This window comes from Luteitalea pratensis (genome assembly GCF_001618865.1).
GTDB lineage: Bacteria > Acidobacteriota > Vicinamibacteria > Vicinamibacterales > Vicinamibacteraceae > Luteitalea > Luteitalea pratensis.
In genome coordinates this window covers 382,534-406,190 of sequence record NZ_CP015136.1, presented here as the reverse complement: position 1 = coordinate 406,190, position 23,657 = coordinate 382,534, and the positions used below count along the sequence as shown (strand labels likewise).

Below are 23,657 nucleotides of genomic sequence, written 5' to 3'. Positions count from 1 at the left end.
CCTTCTCATGCGCAAGATGCTCGTTGGCTCACGCGTCGCAGGCCTCACCGGCGCGCTGCTCGTTGCGGTACTTGGTGCGTGGCTCGGCGCGGCACAGACGCGTCCGCTGCGACTGTTCTCCACGGCATGGCCACCGTTCACCAACGAGGTCGGTCAGCCGAGATTCGCGCTCGACCTCGTCGAAGCCGCCTTCGCGCGATTCAACCAGCCTTCGACGACGACGATCGTCGCACCCGGTCAGTTCACGACGATGCTCCTCAGTGGCGACTTCGACGGCAGCGCGGCCGCATGGAGGGATGCCGAACGCGAGCGAGTGCTGCTCTACTCGGATCCGTACCTCGAGAACCGGCTCGTGCTGGTGGGGCGCAAGGGTTCGGACGTCTCGGCCACGGCATTGTCGGCGCTCGCCGGGCGGCGGATCGCGCTGGTGGAGGGGTACTCGTACGGCGTGGAGGTCGACAACAGCGGCCCGACGTTCGTCCGTGCCGCGAGTGAAGAGGACAGCCTGGCAAAGCTGCTCGGCGGCCAGGTGGACTACGTCCTCATGGACGATCTCGTCGTGCAGTACATCGCCGACAATCACGCGCGCGAAGCCCAGGCGAAGCTGCAGCTCGGAACCAGGCCGATGGTCAAGCGCCCGCTGTACCTGGTCATCAGGCGCTCGCACCCCGACGCGCAGGGCATCATCGACCGGTTCAATGCGCAGCTGCGCGGCATGATCGCCGATCGCACGTACCACCGCCTGCTGCACGTCGACTGGATCCGGGCCGACGTGGACGGCGACGGACTCTTCGAGTACATCCCCGGGAACGACACGAAGGGTGTCACCGAGCCGAAGCGGGCGTATTCGATCTTCTCCCCGGTGGAGGAGCCGAAGGCGGCCACGATTCCGGTCGCGGAGTCGACGCAGCCCCGGTTCTACGTCGGCGGCAACATCTATCGCGACTGGGCCTCGGTGCCCGCCAACTACAAGGCGGCCGGCAACATGCCGCCGCCCCCGGCGCGAGCCACGGCGAGCCTGTTCCGGTTCGCGTGGTGACAGCGCTCCGGCCTCACCGGTCCCATGGTCGGCCGGTCAACAATGCCGCGATGCCGAGAATGCCGCGATGCCGAACCTGGCCGCCCGCCTGGTCGGCGGGCGCCGTTCTGGTCATTCTTCCCGCCGTCCGCAGGTACGCGTGAGGACCTGAGCCCTGAGGCCTGAGACCTGAGGCCTGAGGCATGAGGCATCAGGCATCAGGCATGACCTACCTGCCCAGACGCGAGCGCACGCGCGTACCCGCGTCGCCCCAGTGGAGTGCGCCGTAGTACTGGGCCGGGCGGTCGACCGAGTTGTACTCGTAGGTGGAGGCGTCCGTGCTGTCGATTTGGCCACCGGCGATCTGGTGCGCGAACTCGTGAACGACCGAGCGGCCGACTCCTCTACCGATCCCGGCGACGATCTCGGCGCGGGATGCATTCGACGGCGCGTACCGCAGCGCCTGTCCCGTGAGCGGCATGAGCCCTACCATGCCGCGACCACCGAGCGGACCGAAGGCGAGTGAGGCGCCCGCGGCGCCGAGGGTTCGCGACCGCGATGGCACGAACGCCCTGACGTGCACCGTCCAGAACGCGGCAGGATCCGCGTTCAGGTCGACGCGAAGCCCGGCGAATGCGGCCACCACCTCAGCGCGGGCGATCCGTTCGATGGCGGCGCAGTCGGCGCTCGTGAGCGGTCCGCCGAGGGCGCGGGCGACACCGGGCGACAGGTCACAGGCGCCGGCGACGAACACGAGCCCGGCCTCGAAGCGCGTCGATGCGGCCCGTCGCTGCAGGGTCGTCCACAGCCCGCCGGCGGCGACCAGCGCCAGCGCGAGAATCAGCACCGGGACAGGGCGTCGACGCGACGACAACTCGGAGGCCTGCAGTTGGACCGTGGACACGGCGCATTCGTATGAGCTGTGCCCTCACCATACACCCGGAGCAGTGCCCGGAATACCGGTGCGCAACTGCCGGACGCGAACGCGCGCGCTCACCGGCGTGACCCCGCCTGAGCACGGCGCAGGACAGGGCCGGGCTCGGAGAGCCGGCCCTACCTACGTCATGCCTGATGCCAGATGCCTGATGCCTAGGGCCGGATGCGCATGGTGTGCCGCAGCAAGGTCAGGCCACAAGCCGTAAGCCCGAGGCGTATTCGGTGGCCGCAGGCTGTAGGCGGCAGGCCGTCGGCTTCGCACGGCGAGCCGGAGGCGTTCCGACCTAGTGGCCGCGCGTGCGGTCCCACTTCGGATCGCCACCGCGGGCGGTAGCGGGCAGCGTGTCCCAGGGGTCGGCGATCATCCCGTTGAGGTCGTACACGACCTTGCCATCGCGGACGGTCAGTTCGCAGGCGAGACGCTGCGTGCCTTCGAGACGGCCCCCGAGGAAGTCCACGAAACCGAAACGCCCCTGCTCCACGCGCAGCACCGAAACGTCGGCGGTGGCGCCGACCGACAGGTGGCCGAGCGACTCCAGCTTGATCTCGCGCGCCGGGTTCCACGTGGACTGACCGATGACGTCCCCCAGTGGCACGCCCATTGCCAGGAACTTGCCCATCACGTTGAGCATGTCCTTCATCGCCGAGTTCATGCTGCTCGTGTGCAGGTCGGTCGAGATCGAATCGGGCAGGAAGCCCTTCTGGATCATCGGAATGGCTGCCGAATAGCGCAAGCTCGTGCCGCCGTGACCGACGTCGAAGATGATGCCGCGCTTTCGCCCCTCGATCATCGCCGCGCTCGGCCCCTTCGTTGCCGCGTCGAACTCGCCGCGCACGCCGCCATACATGTGCGTGAAGATGTCGCCCGGGCGCAGGTACTTCATGAACAGGTCCATGAGCGTCCGGCCGGCCTTCACGTTGCCGCCGAAATCGATCATCACCGGGATGTCGGCCTGCTGCCCGGCAATCACCGCCTGCTCGTACGGCTTCCAGTCCGTGCCGTTGTAATGCGCGCTCTTGATGCCCACGACGACGCCCTTGTGCTGCAACGCCATCTTCGCCGTCGCCGCGCCGTCCATGTCGTCGGCGTTCTGCTCGATCGGCCCTGACCCCATGCCGTTGCCGACGATGTTGAGGAACGCGGTGACGCGGGTCTTCGACTCGTCGATGACGCGGCGCTTGAAGTCGGGAAAGTTGCGCCAGCCCGACGTGCCGGCGTCGTTGACCGTGGTCACGCAGCTGCGCAGCGTGAAGCCGTCCGGAAAGACACTCCAGTCACCACCGGCGTAGTCACGCAGCTTCTCGCCGGGGAACACGTGCACGTGAAGGTCGATGAGGCCTGGCGTAACGACAAGCCCGCGTGCGTCGACGGCCTTCATCGCCCGGGTGGCGGCGATGTCGGTCGCCACGGCGGCAATCTTGCCGTCCTTGATCGCCACGTCGCGCACCGCGTCGAGCGAGTTGCGCGGGTCGATGACACGACCGCCCTTGATGAGGAAGTCGTACTCGGCCGGCCCCTGCGCGGCGAGCGGAGACACGAGGAGGCCGAGGGCGGCAAACAGGACGGCTCTGCGCATGCGCGGAACTGTACACCGACCGATGCGAAGCGCGCTGATTCCTGCGCCGTCATGAGGCGCCCGTCGAGCAAGCTCGACGGCTACACCTCACGGCAGGACTCGGCCTTCCTCTTTTCGGCCTTCGGCCTTCGAGTTCCAGCGTTCGGCGTTCAGCGGTCGGCGTTTTCTCCCGTAGCCGTCGACCTTCCACCTTCGCCAAGGCTACGGCGGACAAGTCAGGTCGACGGTCAGGTTCCGGCGGTGGTCCTTCGGCCTTGGGCCTTTGCTCTTCGAATTTCCGCATTCGGCATCGCGGCATCGCGGCATCTCAGGTGAGCGCTCACTGTTGCGCCAGCGCGAACGCGTAAACGACCCCGCCGCCGGCAATCGCGACGTGCTGGCGGCCGCGTGCCGTGTAGGTCATCGGCGAAGCGCGCCATGCCGCATTGGCGGCGAACTGCCAGAGCCGGCGCCCGTCACGCGCATCCAGCGCAGTGAACGACCCATCGTCCTCGCCCGTGAAGACCAGGCCGGAGGCCGTGGACAGGACGCCGGCCCATGAATCGCCCTGTCCGACCTGTGGCAGTTCCCAGGCGATGCGGCCGGTGGCGACGTCGATGGCCCGCAGGACCTTGCCGCCGGTTTCGCCAGGGACGCGGCGCGTGCTGCCGCCGTAGAACGACTCGCCCGGCTCGAAGCCGCGCGACGATTTCTGGAACACGCTGCAGCGCTCCAGCGCCTGCACGTAGTACAGCCCCGTGTCCGGGTTGTAAGCGGGCGACATCCAGTTGGTGGCGCCCTCGACCGACGGGCAGACGATCGTGCCGCGCACCGACGGTTCGATGCCCGCGATCCGCTGTGGACGCCCGCTGGTGTCGATGCCTGTCGCCCAGTTCAGGGTGCGGCTGAACGCCGTGGCGCGCAAGGGCTTGCCCGTCTCGCGATCCAGCACGTAGAAGAAGCCATTGCGGTTGGCCTGGAGGAGCAAACGGCGAGGCTTACCTGCGAACGGGGCATCGACGGCAATGACGGTCTGGACCGCGTCCCAGTCGTTCAGATCGTGTGGCGTGAACTGGAAGTACCAGCGCATGTCACCGGTCTTTGGATCGAGCGAGACCACCGAGTTCGACCACAGGTTGTCGCCGCGGCGTTCGTTGCCGTTGTAGTCGGGGCACGGGTTGCCGGTCGTCCAGAGCAACTGATCGAGATCGGCGTCGTATGACCCGGTCAGCCACGGCGCGGCGCACGGATGATCGATCGCCGTGCCCTGCCAGGTCTCCGACCCCGGTTCTCCACGCGCCGGCACCGACCAGAAGCGCCAGACCTCGCGGCCCGTAGCGACCTCGTGGGCAGCCACGAAACCGCGCGCGCCCTCGTCGCCACCCGATATTCCCGTGATCACGAGATTGCCGACCACCAGCGGCGCCGACGTCGCGCCGTAGTGCTGGCGGAAGTCGGCCATGCGGGTATCCCACAGGGCCTGCCCGTTGCCGCGATGCAAGGCCAGCAACCGCGCATCGTCGGTCACCATGAAGAGGCGATCGCCGTCGATCGCCACACCGCGGTTGACGCCGGCGCCGGCGTCACCAATCACGCCCGGCGTGCGGGGCTGGCGGACATGCCAGATCTGGCGTCCGGTGTGGGCGTCGAGGGCGAACACCTCGTTCGGGGCGGTGACGTACATCACGCCGTCGATCACGAGTGGCGTCGCGCGGAGGTAGCGCGCGCCTGGCACGGCGAACGTCCAGGCGAGCCGCAAGCCGGAGACGTTGGCCGGCGTGATTTGCGGCAGGCGCGTGTGGCGATTGCCGGCAATGTCGCCGTTGTACGTGGCCCAGTCGCCTGCCGAGACGGGTGTGGGCCCGGCGCGCGGAGTGAGCGTCGGCATCGGCGCGCGCCCGATTGTCTCGACCGATCGCGCTTTCGTGCGCTCCACCGTCGCCAACGCACCGTCGTCACGCAGCACGTGGACGTCGCTGGCGCCCTCGGCGAGGACCAGTCCCTCGAGAAGGGTGCCATCGCCGAGGATGGCGCGCACGCGCGGCCATGACGGCGGCGTCTTTGCCTGATCCACGAGTGCGCGGACGTGCCCAGCGACTACGTCGATGTCGCCGGTGGCCAGCGCGACCGGCGGCATGCCACCGCCGGGAATGCCCTCGCGAATCACCCGTGCGACGTCGGCGGCTGACCGGCGGCCCGCGGCCGGGGTCGTCACGATGTCCGGGCCGCGCTCCGCGCCTCGCCCGTCACCGCCGTGGCAGGGCGCGCAGCGGTCGGTAAAGAGCTGTGCAACTCGGGAATCGGCCGGTTGCGCAGCGGCCGGCCGCGCGGATGTCAGGACGGCCAGCGCGCAGGCAGCGGCCGGCAGGAAGGCGAGATGGCGCATCGGTGGCGGCAATCTACGCGATCTGGGAGAGCGAAGTCTTGCGTCGACCTGAAGGTCGACGCCTACGAACAGGCGCGGAGCGCTCGCGACGCCCTCGTGAGTCGCCATTGCAGGGCGTCATCGTGCAGCCGCGACGTGCGGACCAAGGTCGACGGCTCCGCCGAGGACTGTAGCCGCCGACCTTCAGGTCGGCGGTCAACGTTCCGGCGAGCTCGGCTTTCGACACTCCGGCATTGCAGCATTGCGCGCGCTCACGCTTTTCGCAGCGCGCGCGCGAGCCCGCCCCAGCACATGCCAAACGGGACACCGAGTTCGAGGCGCCGCAGCTCCACCTCAGACAGTTGCTGCCGGAAGATGCCGCGGAGTTGCTCGACGAAGCCGCTCTCCCGCTCCTCCTCGGACAAGCCCTGGTCGGCCAGGAGCCGCCTCGCGAGCTGCTGCATCACCTCCAGGCGGTCCAGCAGTTCGCCCAGGTGCGCGGCAACGGCCGTCACGGGGCCGAAATGCGTCATGAACAGTGCCTCGGGCTGCCATTCGAGGATCCGCGCGACGCTGGCGTGCCAGGCGGCGACGTCGATGTCGGGCGGCGGGGTCGGCGGCATCACTGTTCGCATCACCGCGGTGCGGCACCCCCCGGTGTCGCCCACGAAGGCGGTTCGCGACGCACGGTGGAAGTAGCTGACGTGATGCTGGGCGTGTCCGGGTGTGTAGGCGACCTCCAGGTCATGCCCGGCCGCCTGGATCTGCTCGCCGCCACGCAGCACATGAAGGTTCGTTTCGGGCACTGCCGCGAACTCGCCCCAGAGCGGACCCATCTGGTCGCCATATATCTGCGTCGCACTGGCGATGAGCTTCTCCGGCGACGCCATGTGGCGCGCTCCACGCTCGTGCACGTAGACCCGGCACCCCGGCCGGCGCCGCACGATCGTGCCCGTGGCGCCGGCATGGTCGAGGTGGATGTGCGTCAGAAGCAACGCCTCCACGTCGTCAAGGGAGAGTCCACCTGAAGCGAGGTCGGCTTCGAGCGACGAGAGATCGCTGGTCGGACCGGGATCGACCAAGGCGATGCCAGAGGGCCCCTCGAGGACGGCTGTCGCGATCACCCCGGATGTGCCGCGGAACTGCCCGTCGGCGTAGCGAAGCTTGTGGGCAAGCACCTGCATTTCTGCATTATGGCAATGCTGGAATGCCGAAATGCTGGAATGTCGAGAGCACATGGCCAGGCGGTGCCGGTCTCGACGTGCCGAGCCCTCGACATTCCGGCATTCCCGGCATGGCGGCTGTTCCGGCCGCTGCCCCCGTTTCCGCACTATGGCAATGCTGGAATGCTGAAATGCTGGAATGTCGAGAGCACATGGCCAGGCGGCCCCGGTCTCGACGTGCCGAAGCCCTCGACATTCCGGCATTCCCGGCATGGCGGCATTCCGCCCGCCCGCCCGTTCGCCCGGCGGGCGGGGCACAGGGTCCGTATACTGGTAGGGGAGATCAGCAGGCCGCGAACCCGGCCAGGGCCATGCCCGTGGACCGGTTCAGCACGTCGATGACCGACACTTCACAGCAGACGGGCGATCTCGTCCTCGAACGTACCGAGAAGCAGACCAAGGAGCCGGCGCGCTTCAAGGTGCTGCTGATCAACGACGACTACACCACAATGGACTTCGTGGTCGAGGTCCTCGAAACCGTGTTCCACAGGACCCCTGCCGAGGCATTCCGCATCATGATGCAGGTGCATACGCAGGGCAAAGGGTTGTGCGGCGTGTACACGTTCGAAGTCGCCGAGACGAAGGTCGAGGCAGTGCACGAACTCGCGCGGGAGAACGGCTTCCCACTGCGGGCGAGCCTGGAAGAGGAGTAAGTCAGCATGTTCAGTGCATCCGTCGAGCTGCTGCTGGGCGTGGCGTACCGGGAAGCGACATCCCGACGTCACACGCACCTGACGCTCGAACATCTCCTGTACGTGCTGGCGCACGACACGGAGGCCGAGCGCATCCTCGCCGCCTGCGGGGCCGACCTGCCGCGCCTGCGCTCCGAGCTCGACAAGTTCCTCCAGCAGAACATCGAGCAGTTCCCCCGCGGTGCACAGAAGGAGCCCGAACAAACGCTCGCGTTCCGCCGCGCCCTGCAGACGGCCGTGCTGCACGTGCAGAGCGCCGGCAAGAGCGAGGTCCAGGCCGGCGACCTGCTCGCCGCGCTGCTTCAGCAGAACCGCTCCTATGCGGCGCAGCTCCTCGAGGGCCAGGGCGTCACCCGCCTCGACGTGCTGAACTACATCAGCCACGGCATCTCGAAGGTGCCCGCCCCCGACGACGCCGGGTCCGACGACCGGCCAGCCGCCGCCGGGCAGGGGGACGAAGGCTCGTCGACCTCGCGGACGCCGCTCGACGCCTACACCGTCAACCTGACGCAGAAAGCCCGCAACGGCGTCCTCGACCCGCTGGTCGGCCGCGCCACCGAGGTGCAGCGGACGATGGAGATCCTCTGCCGGCGGCGCAAGAACAACCCGATGTTCGTCGGTGAACCAGGTGTCGGCAAGACCGCGCTTGCCGAGGGTCTCGCGCAGCGCCTGCTGCAGGACGACGTGCCGTCGGTCCTGAAGGACGCCGAGGTCTTTTCGCTCGACGCCACGGCCCTGCTCGCCGGGACGCGGTTCCGCGGTGACTTCGAGGAGCGCTTCAAGGCCGTCGTGAATGCGCTCGCCAAGCGCCCCAAGCCGATCCTGTTCATCGACGAGATGCACAGTACCGTCGGCGCCGGGGCGACCACCGGCGGCACGATGGATCTCGCCACCCTGATCAAGCCGGTGCTGAGCGCGGGCGACATCCGCGTGATCGGTGCGACGACCTTCGAGGAGTTCAAACAGGTCGAGAAGGACCGCGCCCTCGCGCGCCGGCTGCAGAAGGTGGTGATCGAGGAACCGTCGGTCGAGGAGACGGTCACGATCCTCAAGGGCCTGCGCAGCCGCTACGAGGATCACCACAACGTCAACTACACGGACCAGGCGATCGAGACGGCGGCCAAGCTGGCCGGTCGCCACCTGCGCGATTACCGCCTGCCTGATAGCGCGATCGACGTGCTCGACGAGGCCGGGGCGATGTTGCGGCTACAGCAGGCGCCACCCGCGCCTCCCGTGGCAGCGGACGCGACAGCTGCGGCCGGAGACGACGCCCGGCTGGGACAGCCGGGCGCTCCCAAGTCCACCTCGTCCTCCGCGGGTAAGGCCGGCTCCCCGGGCCCGGCCGACCCGGTCAAGGGCGGACGGCCCGAGGTCGTCGCCGAGACGGCACCAAGGCAGACGGTGGACGTGCCCGAGATCGAGCGCGTCATCGCCCGCATGGCGCGCATCCCCGACAAGCAGGCGCACGCCTCCGACAAGGAACGGCTGCGGACGCTCGAAGAGCAGCTGATGCGCGTGGTGTTCGGCCAGGACGATGCGGTCAAGGCGGTGGCGCGCGCCATCAAGCGGGCACGGGCGGGACTCGGCCAACCCGAGAAGCCGGCCGGGTGCTTCCTGTTCACCGGCCCCACGGGCGTCGGCAAGACGGAGCTCGCCAAGCAGCTCGCGATTCACCTCGGCAACCAGTTCGTACGCTTCGACATGTCCGAGTACATGGAGAAGCACGCCGTCGCCCGCCTCATCGGCGCCCCTCCGGGATACGTCGGCTTCGAACAGGGTGGGCTGCTGGTCGACGCGATCCGGAAGGATCCGTACGCGGTGCTGCTGCTCGACGAGATCGAGAAGGCGCATCCCGACATCTTCAACATCCTGCTGCAGGTGATGGATCACGCCACGCTGACCGACAACACCGGCCGCAAGGCAGACTTCCGGCAGGTGATCCTGATCATGACGTCCAACGCGGGGTCACGCGAGATGAGTCAGGCGCTGGTCGGTTTCGGTGAGCCCATGAGCAGCAAGGGCGCCGCCGGACGCGCAAAGCAGGCGCTCGAACGGATCTTCAGTCCCGAGTTCCGGAACCGTCTCGATGCCACCGTCACCTTCGGGGCGCTCACACCGGCCGTGGTGGAGACCATTGTCGAGAAGTTCATCCTGCAGCTCGAGTCGCAGCTGGCCGAGCGCCGCGTCGCGATCACGCTCGAGCCGGAAGCACGCGCGTGGCTGGCCGCGAAGGGCTACGACCCGGTCTTCGGCGCCCGGCCGCTGGCGCGTGTCATCCAGGCCGAGGTGCGCGATCCGCTCACCGACGAGATCCTGTTCGGTCGCCTGGAACACGGCGGCACGGTGAACATCGGCCTCGCGGACGGCGCGCTGACATTCGACATCGTCAGCACACCGGCGCCCGCGAGCAAGGACACGGTCGACGCGTAGAGGAACGCGTAATTTCACAATTTCAGAATTTCAGAATTGCACCACCTTCAGTAAGGCTTCGAAGGTTGGCGGTGATGCTGAAATTCTGAACTTCTGCAACTCCGAAATTTCGATGAGCGAACAAGAGCCCGTGAAGGTCGTCGATCGCCGCTGGTGGGCGCGCACCGAGGACACGCCGGCCAGCGACAGTGAGCCGCTGGTGTTCGACAAGCCGTCCTACGTCCAGGAACTCGAGCAGAAGCTGGCCGAGAAGGACGCGCAGTTGCAGGAGTACGTGACGCTGGTGCACGAAGCACAGCGCGAGTTCGACGCGATGCGCTTGCGCGTGCGCAAGGACGCCGCCCGCGACGCCGAGATGTCACGCCGCTCGGTGTTTGCCGACCTGCTCGAAGTGATCGACAACCTCGATCGCGCGCTCGCGGCGGCTCGTGCCGGCGGTGGCGCGGATCACCTCGCGCAGGGCGTCGAGCTCGTGCGCCAGCAATTCCTCCACAAGCTCGCCGGCTATGGCATCAGGCGTCTCGAGCCGCTCGGCGAACCGTTCGACCCCGAAATGCACGAGGCCGTCACGGTGGTGCCCGTCACCGACCAGTATGGCGAAGGCATCGTGGCCGGCGTGGCCGCGCCTGGGTACCGGATTGGCGATGACGTGCTGCGCCCGGCGACCGTGGCGGTCGCGTCCAACAGCTGACGTCTGAAGATCGGGGAGCTCGCGTAGCCGTCGGACTTGTACGGGACAGGTGCGACGAGTCAGTGGGAGGAGCGAGAAGCACCGGGGCATATCCCCGGCGCCTCCCGCCTTCCAAACAAGGAGCGCGACGTTTCGGCGTGGCTGCCGGCTGCCCAACCCACCGCCATTGGCCTTCCCGTCGACTCCTTGACCTGTCGCTTTTCAGAGCAAACCCCATGCCGCGCAAACGCGTGCAGCCCGCGTGTATTCGCTGGTCGCGGGTTGCCAGATCCTTACGGCGCCCGTAAGGGGGTTACGCGCACCGTAAGTGCCACCCGGCACGCCCCCCGCCGAACAGCGGGCGTCGCGGCCGTCGAAATGCAGGACGGAAGGGCACCGTGACGCGGGGACGCCACGGGCCCTTCCGGCTGCAGCAGGAATCGATGGCGGCGCACCGCAGCGCCAGGCGCCCACCCGACGGGCCGCGTGTCACCACCTCGACTCCAACCTGCACCTCACCAGAACTTGCGCGAGATGTTGAACCCGATGAACCAGTCGTCCTCCGTCCCGCCCCGGGCCACCTGCCCCATCGTCGTGCCGAGCCCGCGCGAGAAGTTGATCTGAAACGCGTGCCCGCCGGCCCGCATTTCCACGCCGACACTCGCGTGCGTCGAGCCGGGGTCGAATCCGCTCACGCGCGGCGCGAGCTCGCCCACGAGATACGCGCGACGGCTCACACGGACGCGTCCGCCGAGCCCGATCAGGAACGCGCTGTTGTCGTCGGCGAGTTCGCTGGGCAGGGTGTTGGTGTTGTTGACCCAGGTCGGTTCGAAGTACACCGCGGCGGTCTTGCCGATCTCGCGTGACACCACCAGCCCGATCCCGGGCGAGTAGCTGTCCTGGAAGTTGTTCGTGCCGTCCATGGTGAGATGCAGCGCCATGCCCAGCGGGAACTTCTCCTGTCCGACGATCTGCTGCTGCGCAAACATCTGGATGGTGCGATCGCTGGTGCGCAACACGCCGACCTGCGTGCCGCGCAGCACGCCGTAACGCACCTCGAGGCCGATCAGCCCGCCGGAGTCGAAACCGAACGCATCGGCGGCGAGATCGCCGAAGTTGCCGTCGTCGAGGGGGCGTCCGAAGCGGTGCGTCACGCGGAACGCGAACTTGCCCTTGGGCAGCCGCAGCGTGGTGGGCAGCGCGACGATCGTGTAGTCGGGCTGCGCGAGATTGACGTCGAGATCCGGATCGTCTTCGTCATCCTGAGCGGCCGCCGCGGCCTCGCCGTCGGCCGCCTTCGGGTCGTCGGCAACAGTCGCGGGCTCTGCTGCCACCACCTTCGGATCATCGGGCGTCGCCTTCGGATCGTCGGCGGTTGCCTTGGGAGTCGGGGTGGCCTTCGGGTCGGTAGGCGCCGCAGACGACGCGCCGCTGCCGTTCGCCTTCACGGGTGTAGCGGTGTCGGTGCGGCCGGTCTGCGCCGTCGCCGGCAACGTCCCGATGGCGATCAACGTGAGCGCAGTGGCAATGATGGTCGTTTTCATGTGCGCCTCAGTTGTTCTGCGCGCCCTGGTCGATCCAGCGGCGGATGATGCGGATCTGGCCTTCGGTGAGGAACGGGCCCGCCGTACGCGGCATGCGCTGGCCGACGATGTCGCTGCGGCCCTCGAGCTTGTGCACCATGTAGCTGTTCTCGGCGTCGCTCGGGATGACGCGAACGGCGCCAGGCTTGCCGACACTCGGCACGCCCACGAGGCTCTGGTATGCCACGTCATGGTCAAGCGACAGTCCGAGCGGCGGGTTGCGGCCCCCCTGGCGCGTGTGGCACTGAATGCACGCGGCGCGGCCCGACGAATCGCTGCTCTCGAAGATGTTTTCCTGGATGCTCGAGAACGTCGGATCGAGGCCGGGCGTCGGGCCCGCGACGTCGGAGAGCTTCTCGTCGCAGCCGGCGGCGAAGCCGAGGACGCAGAGGCACAGCGCAAGCGCGGACGGTGCGAGAAGCCGGCGCGTCACTGCGCCACCGCTTTCACCACCAGTGTGCCGACCATGTCGTCATGCCCCTTGCCGCAGTCCTCCGTGCAGAGCACCTGGTAGGTGCCTGCGCTCGACGCGACGAACTCCACGTCCACGGTTTCCCCCTTCGGGACTTCCTTGCTGACGCCGAACTTCTTGATGCCGATGCCGTGCAGGCGATCGGTGGACGTCACGCGCAGCACCACCCGCTCTCCTTGCTGCACTTCGATGGTCGACGGCTCGAAGTCGTACTTCTTCGCCTTGACCTCGATCACGCGCGGCGCCTGCTGTGCCGCGAGCGATACGACCAGGCCCAGCGCCACGAACGGCATGGCCAGCGCACTGCGCCGCCACTCTGTCTTGAACAATGGAAACCCCTCCATGCCGGGAGGGAGGGGCAAGCGGCGTGCCGCATGCGAAGTCCGCGATTCGGAGGAAACACACGAGGCCGCGGCGAATCGCGCAGACGAACCGCGAAACGATTTACGGATTGCGTAAAGTTGGAGCTGTGTCGAGGCTGCGCCTCTCGGCGTTCGGCGTTCGGCGTTCTAGTCGATGCCGTGCTTGTTGAGATAGTGCGAGAGCGCGCGCTGGCTGATCCCGAGCGCCTCGGCCGCGTCCTTCTTGATGCCGCCGGCGGCGCGCAGCGCCTTCACGATCGACTCGCGCTCGGCCCACGACACGTTGTCGTGCAGGCGGCCCGAGGGGAGGCCCGTGCCCTCGCCCGATGCGCCAGGCATCAGCAGCACGAGGTCGCGCCCGATCGTGGTTCCGGTCGCGAGGACGACCGCGCGTTCCATGGTGTTCTCGAGCTCGCGGACGTTGCCGGGCCACGAGTAGTTCACGAGCGCATCGAGTGCGCCATCGTCGAGGCGCAGGTCCGGCTTGCCGAGCGACGCGGCGATGCGCCGGGTGAAATGCTCGACGAGGATCGGGATGTCCTCGCGACGTTCGCGCAGCGGCGGAATGCGGATCGGGATGACGTTGAGCCGATAATAGAGGTCGTTCTGGAACTTGCCTTCGGAGGCGAGCACCTGCAGGTCGCGATTCGTGGCGGCGATCACGCGCACGTCGACGCGTTGCGTGCGCTCTGCGCCGAGCGGTTCGAACTCGCGCTCCTGGAGCACGCGCAGCAACTTGGCCTGCACGTTGCCGCTGATGGTGGAGATCTCGTCGAGGAAGATCGAACCGCCGTCGGCGAGGGCGAACCGGCCCTTGCGCGCGTTGATCGCACCCGTGAACGCGCCCCGGACGTGCCCGAACAGCTCCGATTCCAGCAGGCCTTCGGGCAACGCCGCACAGTTGACGCGAATGAGCGGGTGCGCCCGTTCCGCACTGCGATCGTGAATCGCGCGCGCGACGAGTTCCTTGCCGGTCCCGGTCTCGCCGGTGATCAGCACGGTGCTGCGGCTCCGCGCCACGAGCTCGACGCGGGCGATCACATCCTGCACCGCACGGCTTCGTCCGACGATGCCGTACTGCCCGAACTGGTTCTTCTGCTCCGACAGCAGGTACCGCAGGCCGTTGCGGGCCTGCTGCTCCTCGACGGTGCGACGCACGCTCACGAGCAGCTCGTCGATGTCGAAGGGCTTCTGCAGGTAGTCCCGCACGCCGAGTTTCATCGCCTCGACGGCGTTGCGGACGGTGCCATGCGCGGTCATCATCAGCACGCCAGGGCGTTCGGGCTCGGGCAGCGCCGCCTGCAGTTCCCGCACGACGTCCATGCCGGTGAGTCCTGGCATGAGGTAGTCGACGATCAGGACGTCGAACTGTCGCGCGCCGAGGAGCCGCAGCGCCTCCTGTGGTGACGAGGTGGTGGTGACCTCGTGTTCGTCCTCCCGCAGGGCTCGGCCCAGCGTCTTGAGGATCTTCTCCTCGTCGTCCACGAGCAGCACGGTGCCGTGTGTCATCGGTGCGCGTTCTCCTGTGGCAGCGTGATGCGGACGACGGTGCCAGTGCCGGGCGTGCTCGTCAGCACGATCGTGCCGCCGAGCCCCTCGATGATGTTGCGGGCGATGGCGAGCCCGAGGCCGGTGCCCTTCCGGCGGGTCGTGAAGTAGGGCTCGAAGACCTGGCCCGCCATGGCCGCCTCGATGCCCGTGCCTGTGTCTGCGACCTCGATCATGACGGCTCCCGATGCACGTCGCGTGCCGACGGTGACCAGGCCGTCGCCGGGCGGACGCGCCGCCGCGCGCACGGCCTCGCGGGCGTTCGCGATCAGGTTCACGAGCACCGTGCGGAGACGATCGGCGTCGGTCTGGACCGCATCTGCGGCATCGTCGAGCGTGAGCGTCACCGGTGGCTCGGTCTCGGCCGCCACGCATGCAGCCACGGCTTGCCGGCAGACGGCGTGCAACGATGCTGGTGCGACCTCGAGGTGCACGGGCCGCGCGAAATCGAGCACCTCGTTCACCACGCGGTCGAGGCGCTGGACCTGTTCCTCGATATCCACGGCGGCGTCGGCGACCGTCGGATCCACCTGCTGGCGCAGGCCGCGCAAGGCTCCGCGCACGATCATCAGCGGGTTGCGAATCTCGTGGGCGATCACGGTGGAGAGCCGCCCGAGAGCGGTGAGTCGATCGCGGTCGGCCGCCTGTTGCTGGAAGCGGGCGATGGCCTGGGTCATCGCGTCGAAGGTTCCTGCCAGCGTACGCACATCCTCGTCGTCCCAGACGCGGGTCAGCGGGCGCGGCGGTTGCTGCGTCAGCATGCCGGTGCGGGCCATCTCGCGCATCGAGGACGTGAGCGCGGAGAGCGGCCTCGTGATGGTGCGGGCGACCGCGTAGCTTGCGACGCTGGCGGTCAACGCGGTCAGTAGCGCAATCACCGCGAGCGCGATCCGCACGCTGCGGAGCGTGGCGTCGGCCTCGTCGGTCGAGTGCAGCACCACCAGGCGCGGCTCGCCGCGACCGTCGGCGAGCTCACCGGCCATGGGCTGGAGCGCGTACCGGTGCCAGGCGTAGCGGGTCCGCCCGATTTGTATGGTCCCGGCGTCGCGATCGAGCACGGGCGCCAGCGCCGACGCCGCTGCCGGGCCGATGGACGACGCGAGCACGTTCGATCCCATCGCGAAGGCGAGTTCGCTGCCTGTCGATGCCCGCAGGTCACGCGCCTGCCTGTCGTCGAGCAGCATGCCGACGCTCAGCAGCCCGAGGTTTTCCACCGGATCGACGCCGATCACGACGGGCACGCTGACCAACTGCAGAATGCCGCGCGGATGCGCCATCGTTGCGAGCGTGGCCGTGGGACGCGGCGCCGTGCGGTCTATCGCCAGGCGTCGCGTCGCCACGTCGCCACGGGCATCGCCGGCGGTGAAGACGGGCGCCCCGGTGGCATCGCTGATGATGAGCACGTCGGCGCCAATCTCGTCGCGATAGCTCGCGACGATCGGCGACACGGTCGGTGCGTCTCCTGTGGAGAGCGCCGCTTTCAGCTTCGGCAGGTCCGCCACGAGGCGCGCGAGACGCGTGGAGGTGTCGAGCAGCGCGCGTCGCTGGCGTTCCACCAGCGTGATCGTCTCGTCGAGGCGTTGCGCCATCGCGTGGTCGTGCTCGCGGGTCAGCCTGGCGCTGACAAAGAGCATGGCGCCGCCGATCGAGGCGATCGACAGCAGCACACCGACCAGGAACAGGCGGTTCGACAGCGAGCGGAGCACACGCATCACGACACCGGCAGATCCGCGATTGACGTTTCGCCGGCCCGCACGACGATCTGGCGGTTGGCCTTGACCTCGCCCTCGAACCAGGCGGCCAGCATGTACGTGCCGGCAGGCACCGCGGGCAACTGGAAGGTGCCGTCGGGCTGCGTCACCGCAAAGTAGCGGTGCGAAAAGACGAGGATGAACGCGCTCATGTGCGAGTGGATGTCGCAGAACACCCGCACCACGCCGGGCCGATCGAAGCGGATCGATTTCGAGTGGCCGACGGCATAGCGGCCGAGGTCGAAGCGCCGCGTCGGCGAGAGCGAGAACACGTTGTGATAGATGCGGTCGCTGTTCGGGAAGTCGACGATGGTGCCGGTGCGGACGGCGAGGACGTGAGGCACGAACGTCTCGTTGCGCTGGTCCATCCGCTCGTGCATGCGCACCGGTTCCTCGAACGCCGCCGAGGGCGCGACCTCCAGGTACACCACCCCCACACGGGGCTGGCGGACAATCGGGCGCGTACGCGGATCGGTCAGCGCGGGGCGGCGATCGTCGAGCCCGCTCGCTGGCAGCGCAAAGCGCCCGCGCACGATGCCGAGGGTGGACTGCGAACGGACCGGGACATGCGTCCATACCAACAGGCTCGCCATGGCCACGACCGTCACTGCGACCTTGCGGCTCAGAACCACGCGGCCACCTGGATGGCGCCGAGGTCGCTGCCGCGCGGGCGACCGCCGTCGCGCCGGTTGCGCTGCCAGACCGCCTTCAGGAGCACGTGGCGATGCACGCTCCAACCGCCGCCGAACTCGAGGCGCGTGACGTTGGCATCCCACGTCACGACACCCACGGTGTCTGTCTGGATACGCGAGAAACCCAGATGGTCGACGCGGCCGGCGACGTACAGCCCTGGCCAGAGCTTGTAGCGTGCCTCCGCCATCGCTGCCATTACGTCGAGGTCGCGTTTCGGATCGGCTTCGTAGGCTGGCTGCCCCCACCGGTTCCACACCAGCTCGCTGCGAACGAGCCAGCGATCGCGCGAGAGCTCCACGTCGGCGCCATACGCCTCCTGGCGGTGGCTGCGAAGCCCGGCGGGGCCCGGCAGTTCCTCCGTGAGCGAGCGCGCGAGGTAGGGTCCGGCGGCGACCGAGCCGCCGATGGCCAGGACGGGGTGCGGCGTGAACACCACGCGCGCCGCCAGTTGCGGACCGCCGTTGTCGTCGGAAAGCCGCGGATCGCCGATGGTCCCCTGCGTGACCGCACCGTACATCGTCACGGGATCGTGCTGCCAGCGCACCTGGACGCCGGTGTCCCAGCGCAGGGCGTTGGCGACGGGAAGGCCGGGAGCCGCGCTGGTGTCGCCCACCGTGTAGTTGGTGAGCCATCCACGCCCGCGCATGCGCGCGAGTTCATCGGCCGTGGCGGGCAGCGCATCGGCCCGGTTGGAGGTCAGGTACTGGAACGCGAGCGGCATCCCGATCAACGGGTTGTCGGCGGCGTAGAGCCGCCGCGGAAAGGCGCCAAAGGTCGGCGGGATGCGGCCGGCGTGGATGTCGAGCGCATGCGACAGCCATGGCCGGATGCGGACGTACAGCGCATACGCCTCGGGCACGTCGAACTGCAGCGTACGGATCTCGGTGATCACCGCGAGGCGCTGCCCAAGAGTGACTTCGCCGACGAGCGACAGGCGCAGCGAGCGTACGGTGCTGTACTCGTAGTCGGAGTAATTGAACCAGCCCTCCTCCTCGGCGCTCTTGGTCGACATCGAGGCAGTCGCCTCGCCCGACAGCCGGACGTGGTCGCGGAACCAGTCGTCCTGCGGCGGCGGGGCGGCGTCCTGCGCAGCGCAGGGGACGGCCCCGGCAAGTAGCGCGGCAAACACCGCGCGCAGCAGGAGAGGGTGCCGTCCGGGGGCCATGTGACAGAGGATACGGCGTTCGGCCATCGGCCTTGGGCCTTGGGCCTTGGCTCGTACGCGATCAAGGGACAAGGGACAACGAAGAAGGCACAGGGGGTTCAAGGAACGAGGGAGAAGGTACCCGAAAGCAACAAGGGAGACGAAACGTCGCCGTCGGCCTGTGTTCGACGGTCAGCGATGCCTCGAGGCTGCCCCTGATTGCCGGACAGAGTCCGGCAGCTACACAAGGCCTCCGGTCATGCCATCAGCCCCAGCCCGGAGCAGCCGCAGCGTCATCCGTAAGACGTCGGCCGTGGGCCGTAGCCCGCAGGCTGCAGGCTGTAAGCGTTCGGCGTTCGGCGTTCGTCAGCGAAGCCGCCAACTGTCCGCTTCCGAACACCCCTTCGTCCGCCCGTGAACGGCCGGGCTGGCGATCTCGCGCAAAATCCGCCGATCTTCGGGCACGGCGGTTGCTCTCTCCCCGGCCGTGGATCGGCCAATCGAAACCTCCGTTCGCCGGCGTGCCCAAGTGAGGCGCTGGCTGCCCGTCACATCAGTGATCGTCGTGCTGATGACGGCGTTGGTCTGGGGCGCGGACCTGCTGCGGCCGTCGGTGCGTCGCGATCGCGTCCGCACGGCCCGCGTCCAGAGCGGCCCGCTTGAGGCATCGCTGACCGCGTCGGGCACCGTGGTCCCGGCCATCGAGCACGTGATCTCCAGCCCGATCGACGCGCGCGTGCTCGCCGTGCTGCGGCGCGTCGGCGACCACCTGAAGGCCGGCGACCCGATCGTCCGGCTCGACACCAGCGACTCGGAGCTCGACGCGGAGAAGCTTCGCCAGAACATCGCGCTGAAGGGCAACGAGCAGGCGCGCACCCGGCTGACGCTGGAGTCGCAGCTGATCGAACTGGACGGCCAGATCAAGTCCAAGGACCTCGAATTGCAGGCATTGACGGCCGCCCTCGCGAGCAACCAGGCACTCGCGAAGGAAGGCCTCGTGTCGAAGGAGGCCTTGCGTGAATCCGAGCTGAAGGCCGCCCAGGCCGATGTCGATCTGGGTCGGCTCAAACAGAGCCGTGTCAACGCCGAAGCGACCAACCGCACCCAGCTCGAAGGGCTCTCGCTCGAGATGCGTTCCCTGCACGCAGAGGACGCCCAGCAGCGGCGGCTCCTCGAACTCACCACCACCCAGAGCGACCGCAACGGCGTACTGACGTTCGTGCAGGACGAGGAGGGCGCGCTCGTCCGCAGGGGAGACGTCGTGGCCCGCGTCGCCGACCTGACCGCATTCCGCGTCGAGGCCACCACGTCGGACGTCAACGCCTCGCGCATCAGCGTCGGCCAGCCGGTCAGCGTGCGCCTCGACGATCTCGTGACCGCGGGGCACGTCAGCGTCGTGGAGCCGCAGATGCAGAACGGCGCGCTGAAGTTCCTGGTCTCGCTGGACCAGCCCGACGCCACCTGGCTGCGCTCGAACCTGCGCGTCGATGTGCAGGTGATCACCGACCGCAAGGCGCGCGTGCTGCGCGTCGCCCGCGGTCCGTTCGCCCAGGGCGGCGGCGCGCAGCAGGTGTTCGTACTGCGCAGCAACCGCGCCTATCGCACACCGGTTCGCCTCGGCGTCTCCAACTTCGACTGGTTCGAGGTCGTGGAGGGTCTGGCCGAGGGCGACGAAATCATCGCCTCCGACATGCGCGACTACGAGTCGGCGCCGGAGCTGAGAGTGAAATAGCGTCATTCGTCATTCGTCATTGGTCATTCGACATGCCTGATGCCGAATGACCAATGACCAATGACCAATGACCAATGGCGACGGCCGACCGACGAAGGCCGGGAGTGAAACCGTGATTCATCTAGAGCAGATCAACAAGGTGTACCGGACCGACCGCATCGAGACGGTGGCGCTGGCCGACATCAATCTCCACATCGATCAGGGCGAGTTCGTCTCGATCATGGGACCCTCCGGCTGCGGCAAGAGCACGCTGCTCAACCTCATGGGCCTGCTCGACGAGCCTACCGACGGCAAGATCACACTGAACGAGCGGCATGTTGAGTCGTATCGTGACCGCGATCTCGCGAAGATCCGCAATCGTGACCTCGGCTTCATCTTCCAGACGTTCCACCTGATCCCGGACCTGAAGGTGGTCGACAACGTGGAGCTACCGCTGCTCTACCGCCCGGGCTCGGCCAGGCAGCGCCGCGAGCTCGCACTCGAGGCCCTCGACCGTGTCGGCCTGAGCTCGCGGGTGAACCACTTCCCCTCGCAGCTCTCGGGCGGTCAGCAGCAGCGTGTCGCCATCGCCCGGGCGATTGTCGGCAAGCCGATCGTGCTGCTCGCCGACGAGCCGACCGGCAACCTCGATTCGGCGATGGGTGACGACGTCATGGGCATCCTCGAGAAGCTCAATTCAGAGGGGACGACGATCGTCATGGTGACGCACGACCCGCAGAAGGCCGAGCAGACACACCGCACCGTGCGCCTCTTCGACGGGCGACAGGTTCAGTAGCTACCGGGTATCGGGTATCGGGTACCGGGTATCGGGTACCGGGTACCGGGTACCGGGTGCGGCTCGACAGGTGGCAGACCCGCGAAGGCCGAAGGCCGACTGACGAAGGCCGACAGAGAGAGACATCATGCTCAAGAACTACCTGACCCTGGCCTGGAAGGTGCTGCAGCGGCGCAAGGTCTTCACGGCCATCAGCCTCTTCGGCACCAGCTTCACGCTGGTCGTGCTGACGGTGGCGGTGGCGATGTTCGACCACACGCTGTCGCCGATGGCGCCCGAGATCAATCTCGATCGCACCCTGGTGATGAGCCGGGCGAGGATGCGCGGCGACGGCAACACCTGGCAGAGCAGCCCGGGCTACCGATTGATCCACGACTACGCGCGCAAGCTGCCCGGCGTCGAGTTGATGACCGTGCAGACGAGTGGCACGCTGGCCACGTCGTTTGTCAGCGGTCGCAAGATCGAGTCCACCCTCAAGCACACCGATGCCGAGTTCTGGCGGGTCTACCAGTTCGCGTTCCTCGAGGGCAGTCCGTACGGCGCGGCCGACCTGGAGACGGCCCGCCTGGTGCTGGTGATCAACGAAACCAGCCGCAAGCGCTTCTTCGACGGTCAGTCGGCGCTGGGCCGCCACATCGATGCCGACGGCCAGCGGTTTCAGGTGATCGGCGTGGTCAAGGACGTGCCGTCGATGCGCACACCCTCCGCCGATCTGTACGCCCCGCTGACGACGCAGAAGTCGAAGGGCTGGGAGGAGGAATATCTCGGCGATTTCACTCCGGCCTTCCTGCTGGCTGCCAATGCTCGCCCCGAAGACGTTCGCGCCGAGTTGCACTCGCGCCTGGCGACATGGAAGTCGCCGCAGCCGCAGTGGAAGACGCTGTCGGCGACACTCGAGACGCCATTCGAGAGCATGGGCCGCAACCTCTACCCGGGCGACACCGACTTCACCCGCACGTACGGCGGCTTCCTCTCGATGATCCTCGCCGGCGCGGCGCTGATGTTCATGGCCTTGCCGGCGATCAATCTGGTCAACCTCAACGTGAGCCGAATCATGGAGCGCGCCTCCGAGATCGGCGTCCGCAAGGCCTTCGGCGCGTCGAGCCGCACGCTTGTCGTCCAGTTCGTCGTCGAGAACCTGGCCCTGACGGTCATCGGCGGACTGCTCGGATTCCTGCTGGCCGGCTTCGTGCTGCGGTCGATCAACCAGAGCGGCCTGATTCCTTACGCGGAACTGACGCTGAACATGCGCATCTTCCTCTGGGGCATTGCCCTGGCCGTCGTGTTCGGCCTGCTCTCGGGCGTCTATCCCGCCTGGCGCATGTCTCGCGTCCACCCGGTGGTCGCGTTGAAGGGAACGAGGTAGACATGGCTCTGCACCTGCTCAAATTGATCTGGAACCGCAAGCGCGCCAACTTCCTGATCGTCACGGAGATCCTGCTGTCGTTCCTCGTTCTGGCGGCGGTGACGACCATCGCCGTCCACTACTGGCGCAACTACCAGGCGCCGCTCGGCTTCTCGTACGAACGGACCTGGGACATGGTCGTCCGAGTCCCGCGCGGCATCGACCCGGCACCCGACGTCGACCGGGAGCGCCTCGCACGCTTCGCACGGCTCGTCGAGGCCGTCCGACAGATGCCGGAGGTCGAGGCGGTCAGCCACATCGAGTTGCCCACGTTCCGCAACTGGCAATGGAACAGCGACATCAAGCTGCCCGACGGCCGCCGGGTGGATTTCAACAGCAACAGGGGCGGCGACGAACTTGCCGCCACGCTCTCCATCCCGATCGTCGACGGACGGTGGTTCTCGCGCGAGGACACCGGGCAGAACTGGGAAGCCATCGTCATCAATGCGGCGATGGCGCGCACGGTCTTCGGCACCGAGCAGGCGGCCGGCAAGACGATGCCGCGTGACAACAACACGCGTCGCCCGAGCGACGGGCCGCCGCCGCGACAGCAGCGCGTGGTCGGTGTGATCCAGGACTTCCGCCAGTTCGGCGAGTACTCGACGCCAGGTAACTACATGATCGTGCGCAACGACATCGTCACGGCGTCGCTGGCGCCAGCCCCAGGAGCGGACGCAGCAGCTGGTGCGGCGGCTGCCAACGCCGGTGGAACGTCGTCCAGGCCGGATGCACGAAACGACGCCGACAAGGTGGACGCCCGACTGCCCAACGCGATCGTGATCCGGACGCGCCCCGGTGTGACCGCCGCGTTCGAAGAGCACCTCGTCGACACCCTGCAGGCCATGGCGCCAGACTGGAGCTTCAGCATGAAGCCCACCGAAGACACGCGGGCGGAGTACCTGCGCAACAACTACCTCACGCCCCTGGCGATCATGGGCATGGTGGCCGGCTTCCTGCTGCTGATGGTGGCGCTCGGCCTGAGCGGGGTGCTCTGGCAGAACGTGACGCAGCGCATCCGGGAGCTCGGACTGCGCCGCGCCAAGGGAGCGGACCGGGCGCGCATCAAGCGTCAGATCTTCATGGAGATCGCGCTCATGACCGGCATCGCGATGACGATCGGCGCGATCCTGCTTGCGCAGGTGCCGGTACTCGGCTGGCTCGGCCCGGTGCCTGCCGGAATCTACGCCATCAGCCTGGTGCTCTCTGGCGTCATGCTGTTCCTGCTGACGTCGTTCTGCGGCTGGTACCCGAGCCTGCTTGCCACGCGCATTCCGCCGGCCGAAGCGCTACGCTACGAGTGAG

At 67.8% G+C, this 23,657-nt stretch carries 19 protein-coding genes; 8 read left to right on the top strand and 11 right to left on the bottom strand.

Going from position 1 to position 23,657, the window contains the following annotated elements; all coding sequences use genetic code 11:
• The first annotated feature begins 7 nt into the window (after positions 1-7).
• Entirely contained in the window at positions 8-1,039 is a 1,032-nt protein-coding gene (locus LuPra_RS01755; protein ID WP_110169169.1) for a substrate-binding periplasmic protein, read from the top strand.
• Between the two features lie 208 nt (positions 1,040-1,247).
• Here the strand turns inward: LuPra_RS01755 and LuPra_RS01750 are convergent, their stop codons facing one another.
• From LuPra_RS01750 to LuPra_RS01735, 4 genes are all read right to left on the bottom strand, one after another.
• On the bottom strand, positions 1,248-1,922 hold the full coding sequence (locus LuPra_RS01750; RefSeq protein ID WP_110169168.1) for a hypothetical protein: 675 nt from the start codon (positions 1,920-1,922) through the stop codon (positions 1,248-1,250).
• Between the two features lie 316 nt (positions 1,923-2,238).
• Positions 2,239-3,531 (bottom strand): amidohydrolase/deacetylase family metallohydrolase, encoded by a 1,293-nt coding sequence (locus LuPra_RS01745; protein WP_110169167.1) that lies wholly within the window; start codon positions 3,529-3,531, stop codon positions 2,239-2,241.
• A gap of 319 nt (positions 3,532-3,850) precedes the next feature.
• On the bottom strand, positions 3,851-5,896 hold the full coding sequence (locus tag LuPra_RS01740; RefSeq protein ID WP_162271279.1) for an outer membrane protein assembly factor BamB family protein: 2,046 nt from the start codon (positions 5,894-5,896) through the stop codon (positions 3,851-3,853).
• Between the two features lie 251 nt (positions 5,897-6,147).
• Positions 6,148-7,059, bottom strand: a complete 912-nt coding sequence (locus LuPra_RS01735) for an MBL fold metallo-hydrolase (RefSeq protein WP_157898627.1) — start codon at positions 7,057-7,059, stop codon at positions 6,148-6,150.
• 377 nt (positions 7,060-7,436) lie between these two features.
• Here LuPra_RS01735 and clpS point away from each other — a divergent pair, with 377 nt between their 5' ends.
• The 3 genes from clpS to LuPra_RS01720 all read left to right on the top strand — a co-directional run bounded on the left by clpS (position 7,437) and on the right by LuPra_RS01720 (position 10,911).
• On the top strand, positions 7,437-7,751 hold the full coding sequence (gene clpS, locus LuPra_RS01730; protein WP_110174473.1) for an ATP-dependent Clp protease adapter ClpS: 315 nt from the start codon (positions 7,437-7,439) through the stop codon (positions 7,749-7,751).
• Between the two features lie 6 nt (positions 7,752-7,757).
• Complete coding sequence (locus tag LuPra_RS01725) at positions 7,758-10,220, top strand: AAA family ATPase (protein ID WP_110169164.1); 2,463 nt, start codon at positions 7,758-7,760, stop codon at positions 10,218-10,220.
• Positions 10,221-10,332: 112 nt separating this feature from the next.
• A complete protein-coding gene (locus LuPra_RS01720) occupies positions 10,333-10,911 on the top strand; it encodes a nucleotide exchange factor GrpE (RefSeq protein WP_110169163.1) in 579 nt (192 codons plus the stop codon).
• A 494-nt stretch (positions 10,912-11,405) separates the two neighbouring features.
• Here the strand turns inward: LuPra_RS01720 and LuPra_RS01715 are convergent, their stop codons facing one another.
• The 7 genes from LuPra_RS01715 to LuPra_RS01690 all read right to left on the bottom strand — a co-directional run bounded on the left by LuPra_RS01715 (position 11,406) and on the right by LuPra_RS01690 (position 18,491).
• Positions 11,406-12,434, bottom strand: coding sequence for a DUF5777 family beta-barrel protein (locus LuPra_RS01715; protein WP_110169162.1), 1,029 nt, complete (start codon positions 12,432-12,434; stop codon positions 11,406-11,408).
• A 7-nt stretch (positions 12,435-12,441) separates the two neighbouring features.
• On the bottom strand, positions 12,442-12,906 hold the full coding sequence (locus tag LuPra_RS01710) for a hypothetical protein (RefSeq protein WP_110169161.1): 465 nt from the start codon (positions 12,904-12,906) through the stop codon (positions 12,442-12,444).
• Positions 12,903-13,274: a cupredoxin domain-containing protein gene (locus LuPra_RS01705; protein ID WP_157898626.1), complete on the bottom strand. Its 372-nt coding sequence runs from the start codon at positions 13,272-13,274 to the stop codon at positions 12,903-12,905. Before LuPra_RS01705 ends, LuPra_RS01710 begins: the two co-directional genes overlap by 4 nt.
• Before the next feature lie 180 nt (positions 13,275-13,454).
• Positions 13,455-14,816, bottom strand: coding sequence for a sigma-54-dependent transcriptional regulator (locus tag LuPra_RS01700; protein ID WP_110169159.1), 1,362 nt, complete (start codon positions 14,814-14,816; stop codon positions 13,455-13,457).
• Positions 14,813-16,567 (bottom strand): ATP-binding protein, encoded by a 1,755-nt coding sequence (locus tag LuPra_RS01695; protein ID WP_162271278.1) that lies wholly within the window; start codon positions 16,565-16,567, stop codon positions 14,813-14,815. Before LuPra_RS01695 ends, LuPra_RS01700 begins: the two co-directional genes overlap by 4 nt.
• The gene (locus LuPra_RS32475; protein WP_162271277.1) at positions 16,567-17,238 is read right to left on the bottom strand and encodes a carboxypeptidase regulatory-like domain-containing protein; all 672 of its coding nucleotides are present in this window, start codon (positions 17,236-17,238) and stop codon (positions 16,567-16,569) included. The genes LuPra_RS01695 and LuPra_RS32475 overlap by 1 nt, the downstream gene beginning before the upstream one ends.
• Positions 17,229-18,491 (bottom strand): hypothetical protein, encoded by a 1,263-nt coding sequence (locus LuPra_RS01690; protein WP_110169157.1) that lies wholly within the window; start codon positions 18,489-18,491, stop codon positions 17,229-17,231. The genes LuPra_RS32475 and LuPra_RS01690 overlap by 10 nt, the downstream gene beginning before the upstream one ends.
• Positions 18,492-18,972: 481 nt before the next feature.
• Between LuPra_RS01690 and LuPra_RS01685 the strand changes: the two genes are divergently transcribed.
• From LuPra_RS01685 to LuPra_RS01670, 4 genes are all read left to right on the top strand, one after another.
• Complete coding sequence (locus LuPra_RS01685) at positions 18,973-20,175, top strand: efflux RND transporter periplasmic adaptor subunit (protein ID WP_110169156.1); 1,203 nt, start codon at positions 18,973-18,975, stop codon at positions 20,173-20,175.
• 112 nt (positions 20,176-20,287) lie between these two features.
• Entirely contained in the window at positions 20,288-20,950 is a 663-nt protein-coding gene (locus LuPra_RS01680) for an ABC transporter ATP-binding protein (RefSeq protein ID WP_110174472.1), read from the top strand.
• 127 nt (positions 20,951-21,077) lie between these two features.
• Complete coding sequence (locus tag LuPra_RS01675) at positions 21,078-22,316, top strand: ABC transporter permease (protein ID WP_110169155.1); 1,239 nt, start codon at positions 21,078-21,080, stop codon at positions 22,314-22,316.
• A 2-nt stretch (positions 22,317-22,318) separates the two neighbouring features.
• Positions 22,319-23,656 (top strand): ABC transporter permease, encoded by a 1,338-nt coding sequence (locus LuPra_RS01670; RefSeq protein WP_110169154.1) that lies wholly within the window; start codon positions 22,319-22,321, stop codon positions 23,654-23,656.
• Position 23,657 lies beyond the last annotated feature (1 nt).